Origin of the sequence: Paenibacillus kribbensis, assembly GCF_001705305.1 — a bacterium.
Classification (GTDB): domain Bacteria; phylum Bacillota; class Bacilli; order Paenibacillales; family Paenibacillaceae; genus Paenibacillus; species Paenibacillus kribbensis_B.
Window position 1 is genome coordinate 355,030 of record NZ_MCBP01000003.1, and the last position, 19,449, is coordinate 374,478.

At 50.1% G+C, this 19,449-nt stretch carries 20 protein-coding genes; 17 read left to right on the forward strand and 3 right to left on the reverse strand.

Annotated features, from left to right (window positions below):
- The first annotated feature begins 80 nt into the window (after positions 1-80).
- The 7 genes from BAZ21_RS07530 to BAZ21_RS07560 all read left to right on the forward strand — a co-directional run bounded on the left by BAZ21_RS07530 (position 81) and on the right by BAZ21_RS07560 (position 6,988).
- Positions 81-830 carry a YveK family protein gene (locus BAZ21_RS07530; RefSeq protein WP_068498631.1) on the forward strand — a complete coding sequence of 250 codons (750 nt, stop codon included), beginning with the start codon at positions 81-83 and terminating at the stop codon, positions 828-830.
- Positions 811-1,497, forward strand: a complete 687-nt coding sequence (locus tag BAZ21_RS07535) for a CpsD/CapB family tyrosine-protein kinase (protein WP_068498633.1) — start codon at positions 811-813, stop codon at positions 1,495-1,497. The genes BAZ21_RS07530 and BAZ21_RS07535 overlap by 20 nt, the downstream gene beginning before the upstream one ends.
- A gap of 87 nt (positions 1,498-1,584) precedes the next feature.
- Positions 1,585-2,283, forward strand: a complete 699-nt coding sequence (locus BAZ21_RS07540) for a sugar transferase (protein WP_068498635.1) — start codon at positions 1,585-1,587, stop codon at positions 2,281-2,283.
- A gap of 33 nt (positions 2,284-2,316) precedes the next feature.
- Complete coding sequence (gene fcl, locus BAZ21_RS07545) at positions 2,317-3,255, forward strand: GDP-L-fucose synthase (RefSeq protein WP_068498636.1); 939 nt, start codon at positions 2,317-2,319, stop codon at positions 3,253-3,255.
- Positions 3,256-3,276: 21 nt separating this feature from the next.
- Positions 3,277-4,266, forward strand: coding sequence for a GDP-mannose 4,6-dehydratase (gene gmd / locus BAZ21_RS07550; RefSeq protein WP_068498640.1), 990 nt, complete (start codon positions 3,277-3,279; stop codon positions 4,264-4,266).
- 123 nt (positions 4,267-4,389) lie between these two features.
- Positions 4,390-5,733 (forward strand): flippase, encoded by a 1,344-nt coding sequence (locus tag BAZ21_RS07555; protein WP_068498642.1) that lies wholly within the window; start codon positions 4,390-4,392, stop codon positions 5,731-5,733.
- Entirely contained in the window at positions 5,720-6,988 is a 1,269-nt protein-coding gene (locus BAZ21_RS07560; RefSeq protein ID WP_068498643.1) for a hypothetical protein, read from the forward strand. The genes BAZ21_RS07555 and BAZ21_RS07560 overlap by 14 nt, the downstream gene beginning before the upstream one ends.
- A 106-nt stretch (positions 6,989-7,094) precedes the next feature.
- Here BAZ21_RS07560 and BAZ21_RS28425 read toward each other — a convergent pair whose 3' ends face one another.
- The gene (locus BAZ21_RS28425) at positions 7,095-7,340 is read right to left on the reverse strand and encodes a hypothetical protein (RefSeq protein ID WP_141694950.1); all 246 of its coding nucleotides are present in this window, start codon (positions 7,338-7,340) and stop codon (positions 7,095-7,097) included.
- Between the two features lie 280 nt (positions 7,341-7,620).
- On the opposite strand from BAZ21_RS28425, the gene BAZ21_RS07565 reads away from it, so the two are divergent.
- The 9 genes from BAZ21_RS07565 (at position 7,621) to BAZ21_RS29535 (ending at position 16,216) form a co-directional block, all read left to right on the forward strand.
- Positions 7,621-8,871, forward strand: a complete 1,251-nt coding sequence (locus tag BAZ21_RS07565; protein WP_068498646.1) for a glycosyltransferase family 4 protein — start codon at positions 7,621-7,623, stop codon at positions 8,869-8,871.
- Positions 8,868-10,109, forward strand: coding sequence for a glycosyltransferase family 4 protein (locus BAZ21_RS07570; protein ID WP_068498647.1), 1,242 nt, complete (start codon positions 8,868-8,870; stop codon positions 10,107-10,109). The genes BAZ21_RS07565 and BAZ21_RS07570 overlap by 4 nt, the downstream gene beginning before the upstream one ends.
- Positions 10,084-10,896 (forward strand): WecB/TagA/CpsF family glycosyltransferase, encoded by an 813-nt coding sequence (locus BAZ21_RS07575; protein ID WP_068498649.1) that lies wholly within the window; start codon positions 10,084-10,086, stop codon positions 10,894-10,896. The genes BAZ21_RS07570 and BAZ21_RS07575 overlap by 26 nt, the downstream gene beginning before the upstream one ends.
- 52 nt (positions 10,897-10,948) lie before the next feature.
- Positions 10,949-12,289, forward strand: a complete 1,341-nt coding sequence (locus BAZ21_RS07580) for a UDP-glucose dehydrogenase family protein (protein WP_068499027.1) — start codon at positions 10,949-10,951, stop codon at positions 12,287-12,289.
- 14 nt (positions 12,290-12,303) lie between these two features.
- Positions 12,304-13,284 (forward strand): LCP family glycopolymer transferase, encoded by a 981-nt coding sequence (locus tag BAZ21_RS07585; protein ID WP_068498650.1) that lies wholly within the window; start codon positions 12,304-12,306, stop codon positions 13,282-13,284.
- A 120-nt stretch (positions 13,285-13,404) separates the two neighbouring features.
- Positions 13,405-13,902, forward strand: a complete 498-nt coding sequence (locus tag BAZ21_RS07590; RefSeq protein WP_068498652.1) for a hypothetical protein — start codon at positions 13,405-13,407, stop codon at positions 13,900-13,902.
- Between the two features lie 120 nt (positions 13,903-14,022).
- Positions 14,023-14,943: an ABC transporter ATP-binding protein gene (locus BAZ21_RS07595; RefSeq protein ID WP_068498654.1), complete on the forward strand. Its 921-nt coding sequence runs from the start codon at positions 14,023-14,025 to the stop codon at positions 14,941-14,943.
- Positions 14,936-15,718, forward strand: a complete 783-nt coding sequence (locus BAZ21_RS07600; protein WP_068498657.1) for an ABC transporter permease — start codon at positions 14,936-14,938, stop codon at positions 15,716-15,718. The genes BAZ21_RS07595 and BAZ21_RS07600 overlap by 8 nt, the downstream gene beginning before the upstream one ends.
- A gap of 288 nt (positions 15,719-16,006) precedes the next feature.
- Positions 16,007-16,216, forward strand: coding sequence for a hypothetical protein (locus tag BAZ21_RS29535; RefSeq protein WP_256020087.1), 210 nt, complete (start codon positions 16,007-16,009; stop codon positions 16,214-16,216).
- A 34-nt stretch (positions 16,217-16,250) separates the two neighbouring features.
- Here BAZ21_RS29535 and BAZ21_RS07610 read toward each other — a convergent pair whose 3' ends face one another.
- A complete protein-coding gene (locus BAZ21_RS07610; protein WP_068498661.1) occupies positions 16,251-16,724 on the reverse strand; it encodes a bactofilin family protein in 474 nt (157 codons plus the stop codon).
- A gap of 19 nt (positions 16,725-16,743) precedes the next feature.
- Positions 16,744-17,775 carry a M23 family metallopeptidase gene (locus BAZ21_RS07615; RefSeq protein WP_068498662.1) on the reverse strand — a complete coding sequence of 344 codons (1,032 nt, stop codon included), beginning with the start codon at positions 17,773-17,775 and terminating at the stop codon, positions 16,744-16,746.
- A 124-nt stretch (positions 17,776-17,899) separates the two neighbouring features.
- On the opposite strand from BAZ21_RS07615, the gene cls reads away from it, so the two are divergent.
- Entirely contained in the window at positions 17,900-19,330 is a 1,431-nt protein-coding gene (gene cls / locus BAZ21_RS07620) for a cardiolipin synthase (RefSeq protein ID WP_068498664.1), read from the forward strand.
- Positions 19,331-19,449: the final 119 nt, after the last annotated feature.

Sequence of the window (19,449 nt, forward strand, 5' to 3'; positions counted from 1 at the left end):
ATCGTTCTTTTCCCGGTGTGCAGAGGATCAGTACAAGCGTTATCACATCGAAAACAAGTCAATCAGGGAGGTCTGGTCTTGTGCAGTTGAAAGAGTACATCCGTGTGATCCGAAAAAGAATGTGGTTGATTGGGAGTATCGTGCTGCTGGTGTGTGCTGTAGTGGGCATAAAAAATGTATACTTCACCCCGCAAGTGTATGAAGCGACGGCAAAGCTCATTATCAACCAGACGCCGCGACCGGATCGTGCTGGTGTCGTCGATTACAGTGTCGTACAAACGAATATAGCCTTAACGAACTCCTATAAGCAAATCATGATCTCCTCGGCGATTCTGGATCAGGTGGTCGCCAGCTTCCCCGATCTTAAGGCCACTCCGACAGTTCTGGCACAAAAATTAAGAGTGAACACCGCCGGTGATTCACAGGTCATGGATGTAACAGTTCGCGACTTATCGTATACGAAGGCTGTGAAAACCGTCAATGCGATAGCCAAAGTATTCAAACGACAGATTCCCTCTATCATGAAAATGGACAATGTCACGATTTTAAGTGAAGCCAGTTTGACTGACCCGGCCATTCCTGTGAACAGTAATCCCGCTGTTCAGATGTTTATTGCCTTTGCCATCTCCTTGTTGCTGGGTATAGGCTTGGCGTTTCTGTTGGAGGTATTGGATGACACCTTTAAGAATGAAGAGGATATTGAAAAAGAACTCGGTCTGCCTACCCTGTCCCTGATTACGAAAATGAAAAAAGAAGATAAACGCTCTGACAGCTCCACTACAACTCCTAAACAGGTAGGTGAAGGACAATATGCCGCGATTAATCAATAATCAGCTGGTCACATCCCTGCATGCCCAGTCTTTTGTTTCGGAGGAATATCGTATGCTTCGCACAAATATCCAGTTTTCCTCTATAGACGAGCCGATTGAGGTTATGATGGTGGCGTCTGCTCAGGCAGGCGAGGGCAGGACGGTCACGATTAGCAATTTGGCTGTAACCTATGCGCAAGAGGGAAAAAAGGTGCTGGTTATGGATATGGATTTGCGTCGCTCCTCCTTGCATCATATGTTTGGCTTGCGCAATCATACGGGACTAACTCGGGTACTTGCCAATCAACAGGCGTGGCAGGAGGTGGTTCAGGAAACCGGGATTGACCAACTGCATGCGATTACGGCCGGACCGAACCCGCCCAATCCGTCCGAAATGCTCAGCTCTCGCAAAATGAAGGCTCTGCTGGTTGAGTTAAAAGATCATTATGACGTGATCCTGATGGATACGCCGCCATTACTGCCTTTTCCGGATGGTCTCATTATTAGTGCTATGTGTGATGGTGTTATTTTGGTCGTACAGGCAGGAAAGGTCAAAAAGGATGTCGTTAAGAAAGCGAAAGCCCATTTAGAACGAGTGAAGGCGCGCATTTTGGGCGTAGTACTCAACAATGTGAAGCAATCGAATACTCGCGCGCAGCGTGGTATGGAGGAACGTAGCCTGACATAACTAAAAAGAAGGAGAATGAAAAGTTTATAAAATTCTTTTAACAATGTATAAATAAAACTTATCAAAAAGGGAGCGAGGTGATGAGACGTGTCTTCTTCCCGCTCGAACAAGGCCGAAGTTTTGGGAGCGTCAGTGGATGTATATTCGGTCGCTGACGGGCTTGAACGGCGACAGGGATTGGGCCTATATCCGTTCGTGAAGCGCAGCATGGACATTATATTGTCTTTCATCGGCATCATCGTGTTATGTCCGGTATTCCTGCTCGTGATTTTGCTGATTAAGCTGGAGGACCCGAAAGGAAGCGCGTTATTTTATCAAATTCGTATTGGCAAACATGAGCGTCCGTTTCGCATGATCAAATTTCGTTCCATGGTATCGGATGCTGAGCACCAATTGTCTGCATTGCTGCAGGAAAATGAAATTGAGGGTGCCATGTTCAAAATGCGGAACGATCCCAGAATTACCCGTGTGGGCCGATTTCTCCGCAGAACGAGCATTGACGAATTGCCGCAGCTATTCAATGTGCTGCGTGGACAGATGAGTCTGGTAGGCCCCAGACCACCGCTGCCAAGAGAGGTTCATGATTACACCGTGAGGGATAAGCTGCGTCTGACGGTTACGCCGGGCTGTACCGGGCTATGGCAGGTCAGTGGTCGCAATCATCTGAGCTTTAACGAGATGGTAGAACTGGATTTGGAGTACATATCCAGACGCAGCTTACGCACCGATATGATCATCATGCTCAAAACATTTCGTGTACTTCTGGGCTCCAACGATGCATATTAAAGTCATTTTAACAAGGAAGGGTAGGGGATAAGCATGGATTTTCATTCCAATATATATGTAGCCGGGCACAACGGACTGGTAGGTTCCGCTATTGTTCGAGCGCTTGAGGGAGCAGGTTACCAGCATATGATTACTCGCACCAGTCGTGAGCTGGATCTGCGTAACAAGGAGGCCGTAGATCACTTTTTTGAAACAGAACCTGTGGATTATGTGTTTTTGGCAGCTGCCAAGGTTGGGGGGATATTGGCGAACAACGAATATCCGGCCGATTTTATCCGTGACAATCTGCTCATTCAAACGAATGTGATTGATGCGGCGTACCGGGCGAACGTAAGCAAGCTGTTGTTCCTCGGCTCCACCTGCATTTATCCCAAATTTGCCCCGCAGCCCTTGCGGGAGGAGTATCTGCTGACCGGTGAGCTTGAGCCTACCAACGAAGCCTATGCTATTGCTAAAATTGCCGGAATTAAAATGTGTCAATCCTATAATCGTCAGTATGGAACCCGTTTTATTTCAGTGATGCCGACGAATTTATACGGTCCGGGCGACAATTTTGACCTTCAGACCTCTCATGTGCTGCCCGCGCTGATTCGCAAGTTTCATGAAGCCAAGCTGAATCAAGCTCCAACTGTAGAAGTATGGGGCTCCGGCACGCCGCGTCGGGAATTTCTTCATTCTGATGATTTGGCGGAAGCCTGCCTGTTCCTGATGAACAACTATGAAGGAAATGAGATTGTAAACATCGGTGTGGGTGAGGATATCTCCATCCGGGAACTGGCTGAACGGGTGAAGGATGTGGTCGGTTATGAGGGTGAAATCACCTTTAATACCTCTGCTCCTGACGGAACGCCGCGCAAGTTGGTAGATGTGTCCCGAATTGCCGGTCTGGGCTGGTCGGCGCGTATTTCGCTGGATGAGGGATTACAGTCTGTGTATCAGGCATTTCAAGGTAAGGATCTGGTTGAACAATAAAAAAACGGTGGAGGAAATGGAATGAAAAAAGCGCTGATCACAGGCATTACCGGACAAGACGGATCTTATCTGGCTGAGTTGCTGCTATCCAAGGATTATGAGGTATACGGGGTACGCAGACGCACCAGCACGCCGAATTTTGAAAATGTAGCTCATATCCAAAATGACATTCACTGGCTTTCCGGTGATATGACCGATTTGGCTTCACTGATTGAAGCTGTTCGTCAATCCGACCCGGATGAGGTCTACAATCTGGCTGCTCAGTCCTTCGTAGCGGCCTCATGGCCACAGCCTTTGGCTACAGGACAGCTTACAGCGCTATCCGTCACCAATATGCTGGAGGCCGTGCGGATTGCCAAGCCGGAGGCGCGGTTTTACCAGGCGTCGAGCAGTGAGATGTTCGGTAAGGTGGTGGAGACGCCGCAGACGGAAACAACACCGTTTTACCCGCGCAGCCCTTACGGTGTCGCCAAGGTGTATGGCCATTGGATTACGGTGAACTACCGTGAAAGCTTTGATATGTTTGCTTGCTCCGGTATTTTGTTCAATCATGAATCGCCCCGCCGGGGACTGGAATTTGTAACGCGCAAGGTATCGGATGCTGTAGCTCGTATCAAGCTGGGATTGCAGCAGGAGCTGCGCATGGGAAATTTGGATTCACTGCGGGACTGGGGTTTTGCAGGGGATTATGTAAAGGCCATGTGGCTGATGCTCCAGCAGGATCAACCGGATGATTACGTCATTTCCACGGGGGAGATGCATTCTGTACGCGAACTGCTGCAAATTGCCTTTTCCTATGTAGGTTTAAATTATGAGGATTATGTTGTTATTGATCCTCAATTTGTCCGGCCGGCGGAGGTAGACCTGCTGCTCGGCGATTGTGCCAAGGCCAAGGAGAAGCTGGGCTGGCGATTGGAAGTAGGCTTCGAGCAGCTTATTCATATGATGGTGGATACAGACCTGGAGCGGGTAAAAAGGCAGGCTGCAGTCGAAGCTTCCGTCGTCGTGTAAGACATGGAGGGGCCACCCGCCTAGCCGGGAGGTCTCTTCGTTGTACATGATGGCAGCTGTACTGACAAATCAACATGTTGTAAAGCCGCGCACAAGGTCATTTTTCAAGATGGAGTAGAACCTATGACATTAGTCAAAAATCGCGCCAAACCGCGCAGAAGCTTGCTGGTCAATACATCCTGGCTGTTCGGTGACAAAATGATTCGCATGGTGTTTGGGCTGGCGGTCAGCATCATCATGGCAAGAGTACTGGGACCGGAGGAGCTTGGAAAATGGAATTATGCCGAATCCTTTTTCGGGATGTTCCTGATCTTCACAACCCTTGGTTTTGATTCCATATTAGTACGCGATCTCGTCAAAGACCCTCAAGATGAGCACGAGCTGTTGGGTACGGCGGTCCTGCTGAAGCTGTCAGGTACTTTGGTAGCCATTGCCCTGTCCTGTTCCTTCATTTCGCTGCTTAGGCCTGAAGACAGTTCGGTACGGTTGATCAATCTAATCCTGGCCACGGCCTCGGTGTTTCAGCTGTTTGATATCATCGACTACTGGTTCCGTGCGCAGATGTTGTCCAAATACACGGTCATTGCCAAAAATACAGCCTTTGTCCTCAGTTCCACCGCCAAAATCATTTTGTTGTTAACCGGAGTACCGATTTGGGTGGTGGCACTGTGTGCTCATGGCGAGTTCCTGCTGGGGAGCCTGCTGTTGCTGTATTTCTTCCGCAAGGAAGGGCGGCGTGTGAACAAATGGACGTTCCGCCTAACGATAGCACGGCGGATCATGAATCATAGCTGGCCGCTTATTTTGTCATCCTCTGCTGTATATGTGCAGGCACGGATCGATCAGGTCATTATCGGTGAACTGTTGGGGAATGCTGCGGTCGGACAATACTCCGTTGCGCTCCGGCTTATCGAAGTGCTGGGCTTTATTCCGGTCGTTATTACAACGGCCTATGCTCCGGTAGTAACCCGTTCCAAGCAGAAAGGAAGCGACGAATACAGACAGACCTTGTCTAATGTGTATCGGCTGATGTTTATCTGTTTTCTCGTGACCTCGGTCCCGTTATTTTTGTTATCCCAATGGGTGGTGATTGTGCTCTACGGGAGGGAATTTAGCGAAGCAGGCTCACTGCTGTCCCTGTTTGCGATCCGTCTGTTTTTTACCAATTTCAGTGTTGCCAAAAGCCTGTTTATTACCAATGAGAATTTGTTCAAATATACGCTGCTGACCTCGCTTGTGGGTGCGGTCACCAATATAGCTTTCAATTACGCGCTGATCCCGCTGCTCGGTGTGAGAGGGTCGCTCGTGGCAACGATCCTGTCTTTTACGATATCTGTATTTCTATTAGATGTGTTGTTTAAAGAAGTCAAAGCCAATCTGGGTTGGATGATGAAGTCGATTCTGACCTTCTGGCGTGTTCATATTACAGTACCGAAAGTTGGAGAGAACAATCATGATACCCATTAAACCGTTTGTTCGTCATGAGGGGCAGTGCCCGCATTGTGGAGACAAGGTACGCGGTGGAGAGGTGCTGTGGCAGGGAATCCACGTATGTGTCAGCACTTGCTGTGAGGGCTGTGGACGTGAGTATATCGAGGATATGCGAGTCGGTCATGCCACCTATTCACCTTATCGAGTGGAAATGCCTGACTATATCCTGACTGGTGATGCGAAGTCGAGAAAATGGCTCGGAGAGCCTTTGCGGCAATCGTTGATGAATCCTTCCTATGATTTAACGGTCGGTATGACCGTGCATAAAATGAAGACTTTCGAGCGCGTCATTATCGTCAACACGGTGGACTATTTGTATGGCCATGCTTTGCTCAAGCTGCTCAATGTGCAGCGTGAATACGAACAATCGCCGGAACTGGGAATCATCGTCATGGTGCAAAAGCCGCTGGAGTGGATGGTGCCTGCTTATGTGGCGGAAATCTGGACGGTTGATGTGCCGTTCAGCAAGGCACGAAACTTTCATCCTGTGCTGCATCATCGGATGATTGAGGAACTGATGCGCTTCGAAGAGGTATATGTTAGCCCGGCGTATTCCCATCCCAATCAGTTTGATATTGAGCAATTTACGGGTATCCCTCGCTATGACGAGGAGTGTGAGTCGGAGCCGCGCATTACCTTCGTATGGAGGGAAGACCGCTTGTGGAGCGGCAGTCATCATATTGCAAGGGCGGTGCAGAAATTTCCGCAGTTCAAACGCGGGCTGAAACCGCTGATTTATCACCAGCGCAGCAAAATCATCCGGTTGTTCCGCAGGCTGCGGGAATCCTTTCCGGATCATCGGTTTACAGTCGCCGGACTAGGGCGTAGCGGGCGTTTCCCGGCATGGATTGCCGACGAGCGTGTCGCACGTTTTGACCGCGAAAGCGAGCTGCGGGTATGCAAGGTGTATGCAGACAGCCGATTGGTTATCGGCATTCACGGCTCCAATATGCTGCTGCCCTCTGCACATGCCGGTATGACAATTGATCTGATGCCCAAGGATCGCTGGGGCAATTACGCGCAGGACATTTTATTTCACGAAACCGATCATCGGCTAACTGCCTACAAATACCGCTTTGTGCCGATGGAATCGAGCGTGGCTTTGGTGGCGGATATGGCAGCCGCCCAGCTTAAGGGAGCAGACCACTTCCAAATGCAGATGATGGAGGAAAGGCAGCGGCTGGGGGAACATTCCGTTTGGAGAGGGGAGGCCGCTTCGGGACGGATTTGATCTTCCGATCGCTGTTGACATGGGATTCCCTGGATTGAATAGGCCCTGTAAAAGGGTGGAATCCCACGTCAAAGGCGAACGCTGCCGCTTCTCCAGATTCAAATCCTTACCCTCCGCTACGTCCCGCCGCCGCCAAAAAGAATTTCCCCCAGCCCATAGGGGGGGAGGGAAGAGCCGTCCGGCGATAGCTTCGCTCTATCGCCGTGAGCTTCTCGCCGGGCATACATGCCGGCGACAGTATAGCCATGCTGGCTTGTGAGCTTGACATAACCGTGCCAAGCTCACAAGCCGTTCGGCACAGCCAACACCTGCGCGCATTCGCCGCGTCACCCGCGGCAGCGGGGCATTTCATGCCAAAGTTCCCTTTTTAAAAATAGGGTGACTTTATGGATACGGTGGTCAGCAGCGGAGTGGATGGAATCGTTCTGAAGAAGCGATAGCGTTCGCCTGAAAGATTTCCGTAGGAAAGCTCGCTTCGTAAGCATAAACTGCCCCGGATTTTACCCTTTAAAGGGTCTATATAATCAGATGAAATCCGGGGGTAACAGCGATCGGAAGAATGATCCATCCACGTAGCGCCCTCACCCCGTCCCCCATAACTCACCCAATATGTAATGGCAGGAGCAATGATGATGATTCCAAAAATATTGTATCTTCGCAACTTTGCCAGCAAGGTGAACGGAGCCTCGTACAATTTGCAGGAAGTCGGCTTGGGCAAAGCGCTCGTTCGTAAAGGCTACGATTGCGATATTGTCTACTACAACGATCATAAGGAAACCCGTCTGGAACAAGTCTACCGTCATGAAGGCTGCACCCTGCGCATCATCTGGCTTCACGGGCTTAAGTTCCTGAGCAACAGCATCTACCGGGATGTCCTCAAGGATTCGTTTTTGGCTGCTTATGATTTGATCATTTCAACCGAATACAACCAGATGATGACCTATCTGCTTTCACGGAAATGTCCCGATAAGCTGGTGCTGTATCACGGCCCGTACCGGGATCATACACACGCGCTGGTCCGCAAGCTGTACGATGTATTGCTGCTGCCGAAGATAGTAAAGTCTGTTCGCCGTACCTACGCCAAATCCGATCTCGCCAAGCATTATCTGGAGAATAAAGGCTTTGACAACGTGGTTACGCTTGGGGTCGGACTGGATCGCAGTAAACTGGATCATTGCAAAGTAGAGAGAGCATCCAATAGTGTCAACCATGAGAACAGCGACAACGGCGGAAGCGGTGAACATGAAGAAAACCGCGAGGTAGCGGATGAGCTGAGACGAATCGGGGATCGCCCGGTGCTGCTATACGTCGGCGTATTGGAGGAACGGAGAAATATTCGTTTTATGCTGAGCCTGTTCAAAGCGGTACTCCAAAAGCACCCCGATTGCCTTTTGCTAATGGTCGGGGATGGGCGGAAGGCGGATACGGATCGCTATTGGGCCTATGCTCATGAGCTGGGGCTGACGGACAGCATTTTGCATTTTTCAAGGGTCGAGCAGCGTCATCTGTGGCAGGTTTACAGTGTGGCTGACCTCATGCTGTTTCCGACCCGCTATGACATTTTCGGGATGGTGCTGCTGGAAAGCATGTTGTTTCGTGTCCCGATTATCTCTTCGGTGAATGGTGGCTCCGTTACCTTGATTGAGGATGGAGTGAACGGTGTGATGCTGAGAAGCTTTTCGGAAGAGGAATGGGCTGGTCGAATATCTGCTTTGCTGAACCATACTGAGCTGAGACAAAGTGTGGCTGAGCAGGCGTCCCTTACCGTTGAGCGCATGTCGTGGGACCGTATTGCAGATGAAATATTAAGCCATCAATCGATGAGGCCCGTAGATTCGGGGCGTCCCATGCAATCAGCGCAGGAAAGAGGGGCAGCTACGTGAGTGAACAAGTTAGCAGGCAGATGAATTCTCCTGTAAGTAAGGTGCTGATCATCCACAATTTTTATCAGCAAAGCGGGGGAGAAGACAAGGTTGTCGAGCAAGAGTCGGCTATGCTGCGCTCCATAGGCATAGAGACGGAGCATTATTATGTGCATAACGACAGCATCCAGAGCAAAGGGCTGGCGAATATGGCAAAGCTGGCGGTGGAAGCGACATGGTCGCTGCCGGAATTCAAAAGAATCCAAAAGCTGCTTCTGCAGGTGAAGCCGGATGTGGTGCATGTGCACAATTTTTTTCCGGTCATTTCTCCTTCGGTTTATCATGCCTGTGAACGGCTGGGGATTCCGGTCGTCCAGACGCTGCATAATTACAGGCTGATTTGTCCGGCGGCGACCTTTATGCGGGGGAATGAGGTTTGTGAAAAATGCCTGCACGGCACACTGCTGCACTCCATTCGTCATGGCTGCTACCGAGGCTCTCAGCTTCAGACGATTCCGGTGGCGGCAATGATCAAGTTCAACGAGCTGATCGGCACATGGCAGCACAAGGTAAGCCGCTACATTGCGCTAACGGAGTTTGCACAGAACAAATTTGCAGAAAGCGGTATTCCGCTGGATCGCATCGCCGTAAAGCCGAATTTTGTCCACCATAAAACAGTGGAAGCCAGGTATGACCCGAATGATCGTTATCTGTTGTTTGTAGGGCGGATTTCACGGGAAAAAGGAGTGCGCAATCTGCTGCAAGCCTGGTCTCAGCTGGAGGATCGGGCGGGCCTGAGACTGGTCATCATTGGGGATGGCCCGGAAAAGGCGGAGCTGACTGCCGCTTACCCGCAGGAGGATATCCGGTTTCTCGGCCGGCAGGATGCAGACACGGTGCTGGATTGCATGAGCCGGGCCATGTATGTCATGGTGCCTTCCATTTGGTATGAAGGCTTTCCCATGACGATTGTAGAGTCCTATTCCGTCGGAACCCCGGTGCTGTGCAGCCGGATCGGCGCACTGGAGGAAGTGGTAGAGGATGGGGTGACGGGTTTCCATTTTCAGCATGATGATTTGGAAAATATAAAGACCGTGATTCGCCGTGCAGTAGCCTATGAAAGCTACGCAGCTATGAGACAGCAGGTGTCGGCAATATATACTGCACGTTATACGGAGGAAGTCAACGCCAAGCAGTTGATGGCGATATATAGCAAGGCTATGGAGGAGCGTAATGATGAAGCAGCTGCCTCAGTATAGAGTTGGAAGGATCGCGGACGCAGAAATTGCGGCGCTTACGTTTCAGGAGACGGTGCACACGCTGGAGCAATGGGCAGTCGGACGGAAGAATAGCTATGTCTGTATCTGCAACACGCATTCGATTGTCACGGCGGGGAATCAGCCTGAGTTCCACGAAGCACTCGCTCGTGCAGATTTATGTACTCCGGATGGTATGCCGCTGGTATGGGCGCTTAAGCTGTACGGATTTGAGCGTCAGGATCGGGTGGATGGCCCCAGTCTGATGCTCAAGCTGTGCGAGCGTGCGCCACAGTCGGAGGTGAGCGTATATTTTTACGGCAGTACGCCGGATACGCTGGATAGCTTAAAGGAAAGGATGAGACAGGATTACCCTGGAATCCACATCGCAGGCAGCTTTTCACCGCCATTTCGGGAGCTTCAGCCGGATGAGGAGGAGCGGATCATTCATGAAATCAATGCGTCAGGTGCGCATATCATATTCGTCAGCTTAGGCTGCCCGAAGCAGGAAATATGGATGTATCGCAACAAGGATCGCGTCCGGGGCGTGATGATTGGGGTAGGAGCGGCCTTTGACTATATTACCGGAAAGGTTCGCAGACCGCCGTTAACGATACAAAGACTGGGATTGGAGTGGCTATACCGTCTGATCTGTGAGCCGAAGCGTTTATGGAAGAGGTATGCCTATAACAATCCGGTGTATATCTATCGTTTTCTCAAATCCTATCGGCAAAACAAACGGCTTACGCTCTATCATAATCGGCACACGGGGAGAGGCATTGAGAAGTGAAGTCGGGCAGAAGCATGATGCAATGAGACAGCATGTAAAAGGGGGAATCGCTTTGAAGCTATGTGTAATAGGTGCCGGGTATGTCGGACTGGTGTCGGGGGTCTGTTTTGCTGCACTTGGGAATACCGTCGTCTGTATCGATCAGAATGAGGACAAAATTCGTCAGCTTCGCGCAGGAGGAGTACCGATTTATGAACCAGGATTAAAGGCGTTAATCAAAGACAATGCTGAGCAGGGCCGACTAAGCTTTACAACAGATACAACCGCTGCGGTAAAGGAGGCCGAGATTGTTATTTTGGCGGTGGGTACACCTTCGCTGCCAAGCGGCGAAGCCAATTTGTCCTATATTGAAGGAGCCGCGCGCGAGGTGGCAGATGCCATGAATGGCTACAAGGTGATTGTCACCAAAAGCACGGTGCCTGTCGGCACGAATGAACGTATTCAGAACCTGATCGCAAGCCGCACGAGCCATCCTTTTGGCGTCGCTTCGGTGCCTGAATTTTTACGTGAAGGCTCGGCAGTACTGGACACGCTACATCCGGATCGCATCGTCATCGGAGCTTCCGACCCGCATGTGGCCTCAGTGCTGACTGCGCTGCACGAGCCGCTCACGGCGAATATCTTAACCACAGATATCCGTTCGGCAGAAATGATCAAGTACGCGTCGAATGCTTTTTTGGCGACCAAAATTTCGTTTATTAATGAGATAGCCAATATTTGTGAAAAGGTGGGCGCGGACGTCACGCGCGTGGCCCACGGCATGGGGTTGGATCAGCGGATCGGCACCTCATTTTTGTCTGCAGGTATTGGCTATGGCGGCTCTTGTTTTCCCAAGGATACACAAGCGCTGATCCAAATTGCGGGCAATGTGGACTATGAATTCAAGCTGCTAAAATCCGTGGTGGAAGTGAATCAGGGGCAGCGCTTCAATGTGATACGCAAGCTGGAAGAAGCGCTGGGCGAGCTGGAAGGAGCCACGATTGGCATATGGGGGCTGGCATTTAAACCCAATACAGATGACGTAAGAGATGCCCCTGCGCTGGATATTATGCAGTCGCTGCTGGAGGCAGGAGCGCAGATTCGTGCATATGACCCGATCGCTACAGCTAACTTCCGCAAACTGCTGGATAGCTCGGAAATAACGTGGGCGGATAGCGCACAGGAAGCGGCAGAGGGCTGCGATGCACTGTGTCTATTGACGGAGTGGGAGGAGTTTGGCGAGGTGGGGCTGGGTGAGCTGAATGAGCTGATGAAACACCCCATTATGATCGACGGACGCAATGTATACAGCGAAGAGCAGATCAGGCGGTCGGCCTTTGCGTATTATTCGGTCGGCAGGCCGCAGCTGAACAATATGGATGTAGATTATCAGCGGTCCGTAGTGAATCCGTAAAGAGGAGGCTCCGTATGAAACGATGGCTGAAAATAACATTGGGTGCTGCTGCGTTGTTGTTCGTGGGTGCTGCTGCCTACACCGCTTACATGTATCATTCCTTTAAAACGGCGGCCAATACGATGTATCATCCGCGCAGCATTGTGCAGCCTGGGGCAGTCTCTGCTGTAGCGACAGGCGGAGCGGGACACTCAGCAGGTGCAGACACCGGGCCTGATGCACCCAATCCGGCAGCCATTTCCCAGTTCAAGCCGTTCACCGTGCTGGTGCTGGGCGTAGATCAGCGTCCTCATGATTCGGGCCGTTCGGACACGATGATCGTTCTGTCCGTAAATCCGGCCGCAGGCTCTATGCTGATGTTCAATATTCCGCGTGATACGCGAACAGAGCTGATTGGCAGGGGGCGTGAGGACAAAATCAATCACGCCTTTGCTTTCGGTGGAGTGGATATGTCAATCCGTACGGTAGAGCATTTTTTGAACCATCCGATAGATTACTATGTACAGATGAACATGGAAGGGTTTGCGAAAATGGTTGACCTGGTGGGGGGAGTCACGGTTAACAATCCACTTGATTTTCAGTATGAGGGCCATCATTTTGCACAGGGGAATCTGACATTGAATGGAACAGAGGCGTTGGCCTATGCTCGTATGCGTTTTGATGATCCGCGTGGGGATCTCGGGAGAAACGCCCGCCAGCGCGAGCTGCTCAAGCAGATTCTTGCACAGTCGGTCAGCAAGGAAGGGCTGTTAAAGGCCAAACCGTTCCTGGAGGCAGCGGGGGAGCAAATTCGCACGGATATGACCTTTGACGATATGGCAACCTTTCTGACCCGGATCGGCCCGTCTCTCAAGCAGACAGATACGGTTGAGCTAAAGGGGCGCGGAAATAAAATCAACGGAGTATATTATTATTTCGTGGATGATCAGGAACGTCAGCGTATTCATGAGCTGCTGGAGAAGCATCTGCTCACCACGGCCGTATCACCTAATTAAACGAAATGCAAGACGGGTGCACTTGAAGGAGCGGACCCGTTATTTTCTTCTAAACTCATCTTGTCCCACATACATCTGTAGAGTATCCAGTAGATCGTCTAACAGAGGGAGGGACAATTGGTGCTATTTAGAAGGAGAGCAGCTTCAATGTTTATGTTCATCCGCAAGCTGCTGTATTTTGCATTAATATGTGGATTGTTATGGCTGCTGTGGCTGGGACTGCGCGGAGTCATGTCTACGGGGGAGGATAATCAAGCGGTAAAAGTGCTGAACGACTTCTACACCATGGAGCAATCGGGAAATTTCGGCGGCTCATGGGAGCTTTTTCATTCACAAATGAAGAAAAAATTCGAGAAGGCTACGTATGTACAGCAGCGTGCGCACGTTTTTATGCAGGATATGGGAACGGATACGTTTACGTTCGAGCTGGGGGAGCCGCAGGCTGAATATGGTATTCGTACAGATCAGGATGGAGAAGAGGTAGGAAAGGCCTATCGTATTAAGGTCATCCAGCATTACAAGACCCGATTCGGCACTTTTGATATTGTACAGCCCTGTTATGTGACGCAGGAAGGTGAGGAGTGGCGGGTGCTTTGGATATACAAGGAAAAGGAATAGACGTGACAAGGTGTTCCCGGAAGGTGTTTCTGAAAGGATAAATATGGTATAATACTTCCAAAACCGGAAATGAACAGTAAGAGAATTGGGCTTCACTCCGGATGGAAGGAGTTTCATAGCATGCAGCAAGCGACAGGACAGGTTCCCGTCATACGTATGGAGGGTGTGAGTAAAATCATCTCCTCGAAAGCGATTGTGGACGATCTGACGCTGGAGGTTCCGGCGGGACAGGTATTTGGTTTCCTCGGGCCCAACGGTGCGGGAAAAACGACCACGATCCGTATGATGGTGGGTCTGATTTCGATAAGCAAGGGTGATATTCATATTTGTGGAGACAGTATGAATACGGATTTTGAAAAGGCTATTTCTCATGTCGGTGCGATTGTTGAAAATCCGGAGATGTACAAGTTTTTGACAGGCTATCAAAATTTGCAGCATTTTGCACGAATGTCTCCGGGGGTGACCCAGAAGCGCGTGGATGAGGCGATACGCCTGGTAGGACTCGGCAACCGGATTCATGATAAAGTCAAAACCTACTCGCTCGGGATGCGGCAGCGACTCGGGGTAGCTCAGGCGATTTTGCATCGACCAAAGCTGCTCGTGCTGGACGAGCCGACCAATGGTCTGGACCCGCAGGGTATTCGCGAACTGCGGGATTATTTGCGTCAATTGAGCCGTACCGAGGGAATTACTGTATTCGTATCAAGTCATTTGTTGTCCGAAATGGAGCTGATGTGTGACCGTGTAGCCATTATTCAAAGCGGACGGCTGGTTGATATCAAGCAGCTGAAGAATACAGTGGGAGAAGTGCAGACGGAGGAAATTGCTTTTGAGGTCAATGATGCCGAGCAAGCTTGTGCGCTTGCCGGAGCAGGGCGCGTCGAGGGCAATCAACTGCTGCTTCACCTGGAGCGGGAACAGATCGCAGAGATGAACAGTCTGCTGGCTGCCAACGGAGTCAAAGTATATGCGATTCGCCCGATTGCCCGTACGTTGGAAGATCAATTTTTGGAAGTGACGGGAGGCGGGTCCATTGGCTGATTTCTTCAAGCTGGTACATAACGAAAATCTGAAAATTTACCTGCGTGTGCGCACATGGATTATGCTGGGGCTGCTGGCGGTCATCACTGCTGTGATTCCGATGCTGATTTCCCTGATTTCCGATCAGGTCAGTGTGTGGGATGGGATTGCGTTGACGACGATGTTTACATTTTTCCTCAATACGACGTTTACGGTCATTGTTGCCGCTGATTCGGTGGCAGGTGAATTTACTTGGGGAACGATTAAGCTGCTGCTCATCCGACCTTGGACTCGCAGCAAAATTTTGTTGTCCAAGTATATATCCGTTATTTTGTTCAGTTTGCTCGGAACGATTATTTTGATCCTGATGGTTACGCTGTCCTCTTGGATGATGCTATCCAAGGAGGCACCAGCGGGTTCTGTTCCGCTGTTCAGTGATCCGATATCTTACGTAACGCTGAATTTCTTGTATAGCTATATCGCCTTATTTGTGACGATGGCCTTTGCTTTTATGCTGTCCGCTGTTTTTCGTTCCAGCGCCTTGGCAATTGGACTGTCGCTGTTCATGATGTTCACCAAATTTGTCTATAATTCTATTGGCTTGTTTGATACGGATCGTTTTGCATGGACCCAATACGTACTTTTTACACATATGGATCTGAAAAAATATCTTGACATGCCGCCGGGGACGGTAAGCTCTGGTCTTACCTTTTCCCTAACCGTGCTGGCCGCTTATTATGTGGTGTTTATAGGCATTGCCTGGATCGTTTTCGTAAAGCGGGATGTTGCAACCTGATCCGAGTCTCTTGCACAGCCTGATTTTCATAGCATCAGAATTTTTGCAAATTGCTAAAATCACAAAAAGGACGTTCAAATGCCTGCCATTTGACGTCCTTTTTTCTATGTTAACGCTATTGAATCTATTTTCAGCAAGAATCAATCAGTAGGGGCGTTTTGCGTTTAATCATTGCCATGCTGCTGTTTATTTTCTTATGGGGGTGTGGCCTACGCTGCGGGATCAGGTAGCCAATTTATTTGAAAATGCGCCGAAGCTCATTAAAAGTCTGGTTGTCTGGTTGATCAATTGAGCCAATGGCGGCATAATCAATCCTTGAGGCAGGTGCTGCCTCCGGTTGAAGACCCGCTGTCACGACTGTCGGATATGCTTAACGAAGCCTTATCAGCTCTGTCCGATTATTCGGTCAATTTACTGGGTATCATTCTGGTGATTCCGCTGTATATGTGCGCCAAAATCGTCATACGCAAGGTATACCATTTATTTTTGGAGCGCTGAGTGGAGGATATAATGGAATAATGTCAGCCCGTTGTTATCCTGCTTCTGATTGCAGGGGGGCTTTGCTGTTTTCTTTACTTTTGCCGGGATAGGTGTCGGAACGGGTTAAGGATTCGTCGTTCGAATCGTTCGCCGAGGTCAACGGCTCAGCATCCTTCGTACGGATCATTTGACTTGTGCCTTCCAGTACGCCGCCTTCTGAAATGACTAATGCGGCTGCGGCTGTATTCCCGTACAGCTCGCCTGTCGGCGTAATGGTCAGCCGTCCCTCTGTGGTGATGCTGCCGAATACCTTACCGGCAAGAACAACGTCCCGTGCCATAATGTCTGAACGCACAACAGCGGTTTCTCCAATGATGACGGTATGAGTGCTGCGGATATCACCTTGAAAATGGCCGTCAATCCGAATATTGGCCTCAGCCTCAACAGTACCTTCAAAGCTGGTGCCGTTAGCCAGCAGCGTATCTGTTACTGGAGTGGAGAGCTTTCTTTTCGATTCCTTGAACATGATGGTTTCCCCCAATCTTTTATTGTACATACAGTAATGGATCGACAGGCTGATTATGCTTGACGATTTGAAAATGAAGATGAGGTCCCGTGCTTCGTCCGGTGCTTCCCATCAGGCCGATGGTCTGTCCTTTTTGGACATGATCTCCCGGAGCCACCTGCATCCCGCTCAGGTGCATATACCAGCTCTGGAGTCCGTCAGGATGCTGGATGATAATGCACTTGCCGCGGGCTCCGCTGGAATTGGCCTCCAGTACGGTGCCTGCCCCCGCCGCATAGACGGGATCTCCCGTTTGTCCGGCGATGTCCAGGCCTGAATGGAAAGCCGATTTGCCCGTAAACGGATCGCTGCGATAGCCGAAGCTGGAGGACATTCGGCGTGAGCCTACAGGCCAAATGGAGGGCTTACCTTGCTCGGCAAGAGCCAGCCTGCGGGTCTGAAGCAGTTGCGCAGCTTGTTTACGCTCCAGATTCTGTTGTACGGCATTCGCCTGCTGAATAGAGCGGGGAACCGTGCGTTCCACCGTGTCCAGCAGGGATTCGATCTCTTGAAAATCATCCATGGCCTGGCGAGCCAGCAGGACTGTATTTTCGTGAACTGCAATGAGCTCGCCCCCGGTATGGCCGGAGGCATCCCAGGAGAGCGGAGTTATGGTTGATTTATTGCTGCTTGCGCTAGAGGAATTTCCGTGTTTACGAATAAATTGCTGCATTTGTTGTTCCAGTTCCGTTATGCGCTGGAGGCGTTCACGAATACTGGTCGCTTGATTCGTCAGACCCATGACCTCGCGTCGTAGCCGTCCGATGGCTGCATCCTTGTCTGCTACCGTAACCTCCATCTGCAAACTCTGGACAGCAAGATTCGTTTCCATTTGGGAAATAATATGGGAAGAACGGATTTGCAGCCCGATTACGAGTGTAGAGATAGACGCGATCACAAGAGTCGGGACGAGAATGACAGCGGCTGTAGAGCATTGCAGCTGCTTGGGCGGTTGCTGTGCATCCCGAATGACAAGCAAGGTCATCCGGCGATTTAGGCTTCCTTTTTTCATAATCGCTCCTTTCCGGACATCGCTCCTATAGTGCTTGGTTACTATCTATTCAGCTAAAGGGGCAAACATGTCAAAAAAATTGGAGAGCTTGGTATAAAACGTGGAAACACAAGGAGGCTTGGACATGCTGTGGTTGCTGTTGGTTTTAATCGTTTTTATTTTTCAGACCGGGACAATCCTGCTCTTCGAATTCCGCAAGCCGTCCAAAGCAGTAGCCTGGCTATTCATTTTATTCTGCTTCCCGCTCATTGGCTTTGTCGTGTACTACTTTGTAGCACAGGATTATAAGAAGCGCAAAATGATTCGAAAAGGGGGATCGCAGCTGTTTCGTGAATTCAAAGAGCGTCTGTGGGCTCAATCGAGGGTGATTGAGCAGGTGGAACAAATGCACAATCCCCATTTCAGGCATCAGGAGCGTTTGTTTAACCAGTTAATTCGCATGTCTGAAAATCCGTTGACTGGATGCAATCGCACGCGAGTCCTGACCAACGGAGAAGAGACCTTTGAAGCGATGCTGACCGCGATGGAGCAGGCACAGCATCATATTCATGTGGAGTTTTACATATTTCGGGCGGACGAAATCGGAAGAAAGTTTCAGGAGGTCATGATTCGCAAGGCACATGAGGGAGTTAAAGTACGATTTGTGGTGGACGGCGTGGGAAGCTACAATTTGCCCTATTCTTTTATTCGCGCCTGTGGCGAGGCGGGAGTGGAATTTCATTATTTTTTGCCTCCGTTTTTTGCCACGCTGGATCGCCGGATTAACTACCGAAATCACCGTAAAATCGTGGTAGTGGATGGAATGATCGGATTTGTGGGAGGAATTAATGTAGGCGACGATTACCTCGGTAAATACCCCAAAGTGGGATTTTGGAGGGATACGCATTTGCAGATTGAGGGAGATAGTGTCTATTTTTTGCAAAATGCGTTTCTGAGTGACTGGAAGCTGGCTTCGGGGGAGAGATTGATGGATGCGAATTTGTTTCCCCCGCATACCTGTTCAGAGGATGAGGAGGTACAGATATTGAGCAGCGGTCCCGATCAGGTATGGGATACGATTCAGGAGATGTGCTTTGGAGCGCTGTCAGTTGCCAAGAAGCGAGTCTGGATTACGACACCGTATTTTATTCCTGACCCGGCTATTTATGAGGCGCTTAAGCTGGCAGCGGTTAGCGGTGTGGATGTGAAGATTATTATTCCATATCAATCGGATTCGAAGCTGGTTCATCTGGCGTCTCTGTCCTATGTGCAGGAACTGTTGGAGGCGGGGGTGGAGTTCTACCAGTATCGAAAAGGCTTTATTCACGCCAAAGTAGTGATTGTGGATGACTTGCTCGGCTCGGTAGGGACCGCGAATATAGACATGCGCAGCTTTTTCTATAATTTTGAGCTGACTGCTGTACTCTTTGCGTGTTCAGCGCTGGAACGCCTTTCGACCGACTTTGAAGAGGACATTTCCAACTCCTCGTGCATAGATTTAAACGTATTCCGCAGACGGTCACGAGCGCAGAAAACAGCTGAAATTCTAGCTCGCATGCTCTCTCCACTCCTTTAAAGGCGGTTTTCGCCGTTTTTATCAATATAATCCCGCTTTATTGAGATTTATGTGCTTTTTACTAACTTTTTTGCGCAAAATCACAGTTTTGTGATATACTATTTATATAAATAGCGCGG

What these genes read in the sequence shown, in the direction of transcription:
- BAZ21_RS07535 (WP_068498633.1), top strand. Translation starts at nt 811, where the DNA reads ATGCCGCGATTAATCAATAATCAGCTGGTCACATCCCTGCATGCCCAG.
- fcl (WP_068498636.1), top strand. Translation starts at nt 2,317, where the DNA reads ATGGATTTTCATTCCAATATATATGTAGCCGGGCACAACGGACTGGTA.
- gmd (WP_068498640.1), top strand. Translation starts at nt 3,277, where the DNA reads ATGAAAAAAGCGCTGATCACAGGCATTACCGGACAAGACGGATCTTAT.
- BAZ21_RS07555 (WP_068498642.1), top strand. Translation starts at nt 4,390, where the DNA reads ATGACATTAGTCAAAAATCGCGCCAAACCGCGCAGAAGCTTGCTGGTC.
- BAZ21_RS07560 (WP_068498643.1), top strand. Translation starts at nt 5,720, where the DNA reads ATGATACCCATTAAACCGTTTGTTCGTCATGAGGGGCAGTGCCCGCAT.
- BAZ21_RS28425 (WP_141694950.1), bottom strand. Translation starts at nt 7,340, where the DNA reads ATGAAATGCCCCGCTGCCGCGGGTGACGCGGCGAATGCGCGCAGGTGT.
- BAZ21_RS07565 (WP_068498646.1), top strand. Translation starts at nt 7,621, where the DNA reads ATGATTCCAAAAATATTGTATCTTCGCAACTTTGCCAGCAAGGTGAAC.
- BAZ21_RS07575 (WP_068498649.1), top strand. Translation starts at nt 10,084, where the DNA reads ATGATGAAGCAGCTGCCTCAGTATAGAGTTGGAAGGATCGCGGACGCA.
- BAZ21_RS07585 (WP_068498650.1), top strand. Translation starts at nt 12,304, where the DNA reads ATGAAACGATGGCTGAAAATAACATTGGGTGCTGCTGCGTTGTTGTTC.
- BAZ21_RS07595 (WP_068498654.1), top strand. Translation starts at nt 14,023, where the DNA reads ATGCAGCAAGCGACAGGACAGGTTCCCGTCATACGTATGGAGGGTGTG.
- BAZ21_RS07610 (WP_068498661.1), bottom strand. Translation starts at nt 16,724, where the DNA reads ATGTTCAAGGAATCGAAAAGAAAGCTCTCCACTCCAGTAACAGATACG.
- BAZ21_RS07615 (WP_068498662.1), bottom strand. Translation starts at nt 17,775, where the DNA reads ATGAAAAAAGGAAGCCTAAATCGCCGGATGACCTTGCTTGTCATTCGG.
- cls (WP_068498664.1), top strand. Translation starts at nt 17,900, where the DNA reads ATGCTGTGGTTGCTGTTGGTTTTAATCGTTTTTATTTTTCAGACCGGG.